The organism is Streptococcus mitis (assembly GCF_019929545.1).
GTDB classification, from domain to species: domain Bacteria; phylum Bacillota; class Bacilli; order Lactobacillales; family Streptococcaceae; genus Streptococcus; species Streptococcus mitis_BU.
Genome location: NZ_JAHZPT010000044.1, coordinates 1 through 9478 on the forward strand (window position 1 = coordinate 1; position 9478 = coordinate 9478).

5 protein-coding genes and 1 pseudogene are annotated in these 9478 nt (G+C 41.7%); 4 read left to right on the forward strand and 2 right to left on the reverse strand.

From position 1 onward, the window contains the following. The first annotated feature begins 456 nt into the window (after positions 1-456). Positions 457-942 carry an LURP-one-related/scramblase family protein gene (locus K1I71_RS09105; RefSeq protein WP_223330805.1) on the forward strand — a complete coding sequence of 162 codons (486 nt, stop codon included), beginning with the start codon at positions 457-459 and terminating at the stop codon, positions 940-942. A gap of 21 nt (positions 943-963) precedes the next feature. Next, complete coding sequence (gene alaS, locus K1I71_RS09110) at positions 964-3582, forward strand: alanine--tRNA ligase (RefSeq protein ID WP_223330806.1); 2619 nt, start codon at positions 964-966, stop codon at positions 3580-3582. Positions 3583-3777: 195 nt separating this feature from the next. Here alaS and K1I71_RS09115 read toward each other — a convergent pair whose 3' ends face one another. Then, complete coding sequence (locus tag K1I71_RS09115; protein ID WP_223330807.1) at positions 3778-5232, reverse strand: alpha-amylase; 1455 nt, start codon at positions 5230-5232, stop codon at positions 3778-3780. Positions 5233-5409: 177 nt separating this feature from the next. On the opposite strand from K1I71_RS09115, the gene K1I71_RS09120 reads away from it, so the two are divergent. After that, the gene (locus K1I71_RS09120) at positions 5410-6159 is read left to right on the forward strand and encodes an ABC transporter ATP-binding protein (protein ID WP_223330808.1); all 750 of its coding nucleotides are present in this window, start codon (positions 5410-5412) and stop codon (positions 6157-6159) included. Continuing rightward, positions 6140-7774, forward strand: coding sequence for a hypothetical protein (locus tag K1I71_RS09125; protein ID WP_223330809.1), 1635 nt, complete (start codon positions 6140-6142; stop codon positions 7772-7774). Before K1I71_RS09120 ends, K1I71_RS09125 begins: the two co-directional genes overlap by 20 nt. 66 nt (positions 7775-7840) lie before the next feature. On the opposite strand, the pseudogene K1I71_RS09130 reads toward K1I71_RS09125, so the two are convergent. Beyond that, positions 7841-9403, reverse strand: a pseudogene (locus tag K1I71_RS09130) (LTA synthase family protein); the annotation flags it as partial. Positions 9404-9478: the final 75 nt, after the last annotated feature.

Sequence of the window (9478 nt, forward strand, 5' to 3'; positions counted from 1 at the left end):
TAATAACCTCATCTTATGATAAGGCTATTATCTCATATTTTGGTGTCCATTGGATAGGTTTTTAGAGGTGCCCTTATATTTGTAAATATTTTCGAAGCTATCTTTAACAATTCAAAACTTTGGAATAAAAGTTGGGATAAAAAGAGTGATAGTAGTAAGAAAAAATATGTTCTGAAAAAGTAATCTGAGATGTAGGGAATGGGTTATTTAAATAGGAATCATTTCCAGTTGACGCAAGCTTAAAAAAACGTTATAATAAGAAAGTTGAGAATTGATTTTCAGTTATCTTAGTCCAGAGAAATGGCGGTGCTGCGAGCCATCTAAGCTAGGAAGTCATGCTACTCAATTTAACAATTGCATAAGAACAAGAGAATGACAAGTTCATTGAATGAAGGTGGTACCGCGGTTTTTCGCCCTTCGTGATATGAGCTTGTCTTTTGGTTTTTGGAGGTGTTGATGAAAACATTTCTTGTCAAACAAAAGTTTCGTCTTGGAGGAGAACGCTTCGCTATCAAGGATGACAGGGGAGAAATCGCCTATCAGGTGGAGGGATCATTCTTTAAGATTCCCAAAACTTTTACCATCTATGATGATAATGGTGAACAGGTCAGTCAGATCAGTAAAGAAATCTTGACCTTGCTTCCTCGTTTTGAGATTCAGCTTCGGGATGGCTCGAGTTTTGTCATTCGCAAGAAGTTGACCTTCTGGCGAGATAAGTATGAGTTTGATAATCTAGGTCTTCGTATCGAGGGCAATATCTGGGATTTGGATTTCAAATTGCTGGATGATCGCGATCAGTTGATTGCGGAAATCAAGAAAGAACTCTTCCATCTGACATCTACCTATAATGTAACGGTCCTTGAGGACGCTTATGCAGACCTAGTCATTTCTCTCTGTGTCGCGATTGACTATGTGGAAATGCTGGAAAGCCAATCACATTAAACAAGTAAATAAGGAGACAATATGAAACAACTATCTAGTGCACAAGTACGCCAAATGTGGCTTGATTTCTGGGCGACCAAAGGTCACTCAGTAGAACCATCAGTAAGCTTGGTTCCTGTAAATGATCCAACACTTTTGTGGATCAACTCTGGAGTAGCAACCCTTAAGAAATACTTTGATGGGACTATCATCCCTGAAAATCCACGTATTACCAATGCCCAAAAGGCTATTCGTACCAACGATATTGAAAACGTAGGGAAGACTGCACGTCACCATACCATGTTTGAAATGTTGGGGAATTTCTCTATCGGGGATTACTTCCGTGATGAAGCTATCACTTGGGCTTATGAGCTTTTGACAAGCCCTGAGTGGTTTGACTTCCCAGCTGAAAAACTTTATATGACCTACTATCCAGATGATAAAGATTCTTATAACCGCTGGATTGAAGTGGGAGTGGATCCAAGTCACTTGATTCCTATTGAGGACAACTTCTGGGAAATAGGTGCAGGACCTTCTGGACCAGATACAGAAATCTTCTTTGACCGTGGAGAAGCTTTTGACCCAGAAAATATCGGTCTTCGTCTCCTTGCAGAAGATATAGAAAACGACCGTTACATTGAAATCTGGAACATCGTTTTGTCACAATTTAACGCAGACCCTGCTGTTCCTCGTAGCGAATACAAGGAACTGCCACACAAGAACATTGATACGGGCGCTGGTTTGGAGCGTTTGGTGGCGGTTATCCAAGGGGCTAAGACAAACTTTGAAACAGACCTCTTCATGCCAATCATTCGTGAAGTGGAGAAATTGTCTGGTAAGGTTTATGACCAAGATGGCGACAACATGAGCTTCAAGGTCATCGCTGACCACATCCGTTCCCTTTCATTTGCCATCGGTGATGGTGCCCTTCCAGGAAATGAAGGTCGTGGTTATGTACTTCGTCGTCTTCTCCGTCGTGCTTCTATGCATGGTCAAAAATTGGGTATCAACGAGCCTTTCCTTTACAAACTCGTTCCAACTGTTGGAAAAATCATGGAAAGCTACTACCCAGAAGTGCTTGAAAAACGTGACTTTATCGAAAAAATCGTTAAGAGCGAGGAAGAGTCATTTGCCCGTACCCTTCACTCAGGTCAACACTTTGCCCAAGGCATTGTAGCAGACTTGAAAGAAAAAGGTCAATCTGTCATTGCTGGTCAAGATGTATTCAAACTTTATGACACTTATGGATTCCCAGTTGAATTGACTGAAGAAATCGCTGAAGAGGCTGGTATGACTGTGGACCGTGAAGGATTTGAAGCAGCCATGAAAGAACAGCAAGAACGCGCGCGTGCCTCAGCTGTCAAGGGTGGCTCAATGGGTATGCAAAATGAAACCCTTCAAAACATCACTGTAGAAAGTGTCTTCAACTACAATGCTAGCCAATTATCTTCTAAATTGGTGGCTATTGTGGCTGACAATGCAGAAGTAGAAGCTGTATCAGAAGGAACTGCCTCTCTTATCTTTGCGGAAACGCCATTCTATGCTGAAATGGGTGGACAGGTCGCTGACCACGGACAAATCTTGGATGAGTCAGGTAAGATTGTGGCTACTGTGACAAATGTTCAAAAAGCTCCGAATGGACAAGCTCTTCATACTGTTGAAGTCCTTGCACCACTTGCCTTGAACCAAGAATATACTTTAGCAATTGATACAAATCGTCGTCACCGTGTTATGAAAAATCACACTGCGACTCACTTGCTTCACGCTGCTCTTCACAACATCCTTGGAAATCATGCGACACAGGCAGGTTCTCTTAACGAAGTTGAATTCCTTCGCTTTGACTTTACCCATTTCCAAGCTGTAACTGCTGAAGAATTGCGTGCGATTGAGCAGCAAGTCAACGAGAAAATCTGGGAAGCTCTTGAAGTGAAGACAGTTGAAACAGATATTGAGACTGCCAAGGAAATGGGAGCTATGGCCCTCTTTGGTGAGAAATACGGCAAGGAAGTTCGTGTCGTGACTATCGGTGACTACTCTATCGAACTTTGTGGTGGTACCCACGTTGGTAACACTTCTGAAATTGGTCTCTTCAAGATTGTCAAAGAAGAAGGGATTGGTTCAGGAACTCGCCGTATCTTGGCAGTGACTGGTAAGGAAGCCTTTGAAGCCTACCGTGAACAAGAGGATGCTCTTAAAGCTGTCGCAGCAACCTTGAAAGCACCTCAACTTAAAGAAGTCCCTCACAAGGTGGAAGGACTTCAAGAACAACTTCGTCAACTTCAAAAAGAAAATGCTGAATTGAAAGAAAAAGCCGCAGCTGCAGCCGCAGGCGATATCTTCAAGGATGTGAAGGAAGTCAATGGTCACCGTTACATTGCTAGCCAAGTATCTGTATCTGACGCTGGTGCCCTTCGTACTTTTGCGGATAACTGGAAACAAAAAGACTACTCTGATCTTCTTGTCCTAGTTGCTGCTATCGGTGACAAAGTCAATGTCCTTGTAGCAAGCAAGACGAAAGACCTTCATGCAGGAAACCTTGTCAAAGAATTGGCACCAATCGTCGATGGACGTGGTGGTGGTAAACCAGACATGGCCATGGCAGGAGGAAGCGACCAAGCTAAGATCCAAGAATTGTTGGATGCAGTAGCAGGTAAATTGTAACCAAGTAAAGATCTATCCATTTGGGTAGGTCTTTTTGTGAATACAAAAAAGCCAAATCTGATTGGACCTGGCTTGGTTATTATTTGCTATTATACTCAATGAAAATCAAAGAGCAAACTAGGAAACTAGCCGCAGGCTGTACTTGAGTACGGCAAGGCGACGTTGACGCGGTTTGAATTTAATTTTCGAAGAGTATTAGATTGTATTGGCTGCCCAGACACTTACCGAAGCAGCTGAGACTGGAAATTGTCCATAACCTTCCTCATCGATTATAACTTGATCTTGGTGGTTTTCAAGTAAATCTACAAAGGTTTGGTTAGCCCATTCTTGGCCGACAAACATTGATTTGGTGTTTTCTTGGTCATTTGAAATCAAGACTGCGATTGGGGATTGATTTTCAGCACCTGAACGTACCCAACCGATACAGTTAGCATCATCAAAGTAGTCATTTTGTTCTCCATAGGTCAAATCTTTTCGGATGGCTAGGAGGCGGTCAAGGACTTCTTTGAAATCTTGTTGAGCATACTGCCCTGAAATCCCATAGTAGTCTCCGTAAAAGACACATGGAAGGCCGTCTTGGCGTAATAGAATGAGAGTATAGGCTGCTGGTTTGAACCATTCTTCAACAGTAGACTCAAGAGCCTGACCACGTTGGGTATCGTGGTTGTCGACAAAGGTTACAGCCTTGTAAGGTTTGAGTTCAACCAAGCTATCTGTGAAAATGCCGCGAAGGTCATAGTTTGCGCCAGCTTGACTGGCTTCAAAGAGATTCTGGTGGAGACGAACATCGACAAGGTCAAAGCGTTCTTCTGTTTTTTCAAGGTAGTCTAGATTGGCTTCCTTGTCAGGATTCCAGAATTCACCAAAAACATAGAAATCCTCACCGTATTTTTCCTTCATATCACGGATAAAATTGCTCATGAAAAAAGAGTCAATGTGTTTAACGGCATCCAAGCGGAAACCAGCTACACCAGTCGTTTCCATGAACCAGTCAGCCCAGTCATAGATATTTTGGATGACTTCAGGATGTTTAAAGTCTAGGTCGGCATACATGAGGTAGTCATAGTTACCGTTTTCATTATCGACCAATTCCTCATTTGCCCAACCCTTGTTGTCCCCTTGGATCAGATAAATCCCAGACTTTCGGCGTTTGGCATCATAGTCTGTACCGGTGAAGTGGTACCAGTGCCAGTGGAAGTCATTGTAGGTATCTTGGCGACCATCGAAGGTAAAGCTAGTCCAGCCATTGATGGTGAAGGGTTCTCCAAGTTCAACTGTACGGTCTACAGGGTCCACTTCGATGACCTGAAAGGCTTCCATGTGATCAGCAGCAGCCTTGTGATTGAGCACCACATCGGCCATAGGTTGAATTCCCTGTGCTTTTAGAGCTTGAATGGCTTGAAGATAGTCTTCTTTAAAACCATACTTGGTGCGGACAGTTCCTTTTTGGTTAAACTCGCCTAGGTCGAATAAGTCATATACTCCATAGCCTACATCTTTTTCATTGGTAGCCTTGAAAGCTGGCGGCATCCATACATGACTGATACCGAGATTAGCAAGGTGTTGAGCATCTTCAGCCAGACTCGTCCAGTGCTGACCGTCGTGGGGCAGATACCATTCAAAGTATTGCATGAGTGTTTGATTTTGCATGATGTTTCCTCTTACTTGTCAATCTTGTTCTTTATTCTATCATAAAGTATCGGTTAGCTCAAACGTTTGCGTAAAACTGAATAATAAGTTTTTGACTATTTTATATAAAATGTTGATTTTTAAAATGAAAGCGCTATAATTATAGTAAATTACATAGATAAAGAGAGGAGATTTCTCATGATTGAATTTCAAAATGTTAGTAAGTTGTATGGTGATAAAGAGGCCTTGAGCAATCTCAATCTGCAGATTGAAAATGGAGAGATTATGGGCTTGATTGGCCATAATGGAGCTGGAAAATCGACCACTATAAAATCCTTAGTCAGTATCATTTCGCCCAGCAGTGGTCGTATTTTGGTAGACGGTCAGGAGTTATCGGAAAATCGCTTGGCTATTAAACGAAAAATTGGCTACGTAGCAGACTCGCCTGACTTATTTTTACGCTTAACAGCCAATGAATTTTGGGAATTGATTGCTTCATCCTATGATCTGACTAGCTCTGACTTGGAGACTAGTCTAGCTAGGCTATTGAACGTTTTTGATTTTGCTGAAAATCGTTATCAGGTTATTGAAACTCTTTCTCACGGAATGCGTCAGAAAGTCTTTGTCATCGGAGCACTCTTATCCGATCCCGATATTTGGGTTTTGGACGAACCCTTGACTGGTTTGGATCCCCAGGCCGCCTTTGATTTGAAGCAAATGATGAAGGAGCATGCGCAAAAAGGCAAGACAGTCTTGTTTTCAACTCATGTCCTAGAGGTAGCTGAGCAAGTCTGTGATCGCATTGCCATTTTAAAAAAGGGGCATTTGATCTATTGTGGTAGCGTAGAGGACTTGAGAAAAGACCAACCAGACCAGTCTTTAGAAAGTATCTACCTTAGCCTTGCTGGTAGAAAAGAGGAGGTTTCAGATGCGTCTCAAGGTCATTAAAAAATTAGTTGATATCAATATCCTCTATTCATCTCAAGAAGCTAATCTGGCTAACCTACGAAAGAAGCAAGCTAAAAATCCTGGAAAAAAAGTAAATGTTTCCGCTAGAGTCCTAAGTTCTTACATTTTTTCCAGTCTCTTGATGCTCATCATGTTTATAAATATAGCCTTTCGTTTTCCTTTTGAGGAAATGCCAAGTTTTTTTAGTAGCATGGTTGCTATTTTACTGGTGCTTGCCTTTTCAACTTCTTTCACTGCATTTTACAATGTCTTTTATGAGAGTAAGGATTTGGTATCGTATAGACCCTATGCCTTTAAAGAATCAGAGATTATAATCGCTAAAGGACTGTCTGTCCTCTTGCCAGCTCTGCCTGGAATTGTACCAATCCTAGCTTATTTTCTAGTCCTCTATATTAGGCTAGCTCCTTCTTTTTGGCTAGGCTTGCCTTTGATGCTACTGTCCTTGACCTTATTATTTGTCTCTGTTACTTTAGTGATGGTAGTGGCAGTACATTTCTTGGCTCAGACTAGGGTCTTCAGAAAGTATCAGTCTATTTTTTCGAATGTGATGATTGGGATAGGGGTTCTCATACCTTTAATATTTGTTTTCTTTCTACAGTCGACTTCTAGAGTTATAGTTGACAGAGTTAGAGACATTCCACCTCTTCTTTATCCTATTCATCTCTTTTACAAAATAGCAGTGGAGCCTTTTTCGATAGAAGCCATCCTGGGTCTGCTCGCTTGGATAGGACTAACTCTCTTCTTGCTTTACTTGAGTAAAAAGAAGGTTTTGCCTCGTTTTTATGATGTGATCCTACTTAATAGTGAGGAGAAGGTCAAAAAAGAACGTCGCAGCAAGGAGAGGATTTCAACTACTAAAAAAGGATTTTTCCGTATGGTTTTACGCTACCACCTCACCCTTTTGGGACAGGGGACTGGCGTGATTACAGTGCTTTTTACAAGTGCTTTCCTTCCTTATCTCATGATGATTGGTCTAATTTCCAAAATCCGAGATTCTCAGATAGTTCCAGATATTCATCCTCCATACTGGTTACCCTTGTTTTTTATAGGATTGTTTATAGCAGTTGTCAATAACAATATCACCAGCCTGCATTCAATTGCCTTGTCCTTGGAGAGGGAAAATGTTGATTTTCTTAAGAGTTTGCCCTTTGACTTTGCTCGTTATGTTAAAGTGAAATTTTGGATTATCTTTGCTGTCCAGTCCTTTTTACCAGTTCTGACTTTACTTGGCCTTTCTCTATATCTAGGCTTGCCCATCCTTTCGATGATTTACCTTCTTGTGGCATGGATCCTTGCCAGTGTCATCCTTTCTTGCCACCATTACCTTAAGGACGTGAAAAATCTGTCAACCAATTGGAGTAGCATTACGGACTTGGTGAACCGTTCAAATCGTATAGTAGCAATGGTTTTATTGTTTATTTATAGTGCAATCCTAATGGCCCTTGTAATAGGGAGCTTATTCTTGGTTCGGTCTCTCTCCTCTATCCTTGCCATTAGCTTGGGAGTAGGAGCTCTGATCCTTCTGCTTGGTCTTGCTATTTTTGGCTATCATTATTATCTATCACGCATATTGGCAGAAATAGAAAAAAGATGAGCTAGTTGATCGCTTGCTTGATAAATTTTTAAAAAGAAATGCTCCTCCACGATGGAAGAGCATCTTTTATTGTGATTTTGATTCGGTTTCTGCCGACTCTGGATGGAGTTCTTGGTAACTTGGAGCTTTGAAAAGGTCAGTACTGGTTTTACCTTGTCGTTGGCTAAAGAGACTGGTTGATTGACTTCCTTTTTCCTGCTCAATCTTTTGAAGAATTGGTAATGAATTGAGGTAAGAAATACTTTCTGTATCAACTTTTCCAAGATGATCTGCTTGGTAGAAACGTATCAAATCACCAGTTTGAATTTGGTCGCTGATTTTTAGCTGTTGGCTGGCTGCCTGCCGAACGATTTCTAGTTCAGTCTGAGCTTGTTCATCAAGATTACTGATTTCAAGACCGCTCTCAGTATAGTAGGTTCGTCCGTCGTAGCTGGTATATTTGGGTGTGACGAAGGAATTAGCAGTCCGAAAGGCAACGATTTCTTGATGGTCTGGTGATAGGAGGTCTTGCCCAACCTGAAGGAAGGAATTGGACTCAATACCAAGGAGGTGTTCGAGAGTTGGTAAGATATCGATTTGTCCACCGTAGGTATTGATGATTTGTCCTTTTTCATAGCCAGGCATGACCACCATAAAAGGCACTCGTTGCAACATGGCATTGTCGTAATTCGACCAGTTCTCAGAAGTCTTGCCAATCAAGGGAGCGAGGTCAGGATTGCGGGAGTTAGAAATTCCATAATGGTCTCCGTAGATGACGATGATGGATTTTTCATAGAGGCCGCTTTCTTTGAGATAGTCAAAGAAGGCCTTGATAGCACTATCCAGATAGTTAGCCGTTTGGAAGTAGCCGTTGATTGTTTCATCTTTGGTTTTAGCCAAGGGGAAACCAAGCTCATCGCCTGTCAGATTGCTAGCATAAGGATAGTGATTGGACACCGTGATATACTTGGCATAAAAAGGCTGCTGCAAGTGCTCTAGATATTGAATAGAATCTTTCATCATGATTTTATCATTTAAACCATATTGGAAAGAATTGCTACTGTCTTGCTTGGTAAAATAGGAAGCATCAAAGAAGTATTGGTAGCCCCATTGTTTATAGGTCGTATTTCGATTCCAGAAGGTCCCGATATTACCGTGAAAGACAGCACTTGATTGGTAGCCATTTTTTGATAGGATAAAAGGCGCAGCCTGCTGGGTATTGGTACCTCCATAGTTGACCATGAAAGAACCTTGGTCAAGTCCAAACAAGCCGGTCTCTAGCATGGTTTCCGCATCTGAGGTTTTACCAGCCTTGACTTGGTTAAAGATATTCGAAAAGGCTAGGGTTGATTGCGAATGGTAGAGTGAATTTAGGAAGGGAGTGACTTCATGCTCAGTTCCATCTATGTTGAGTTTATAGTCAAGTAGGAACTGCTGAAAACTCTCCAAGTGGAGATAAATCACATTTTTCCCTTTGGCAAGGCCAAAATAGTCTGGATTGGGCTTAGCAGAATGTTCTTGAATATAATCTGTAATAGGTTGAAGATCAGTCTCAGAGGCCTTGGCACGTTCCTTGTTTGCACTGTAGGATTGGTTGGCGCTATAACCTAAAAAGGCTGGCAAACTAAGGGCACGAACAATATAATAACTCAAACTTGTAACCCTCAAAAGCCCCTCAATCCCTTTCCCCACCTAGGATTAGAGCATAAAAAATAGCATAACCTG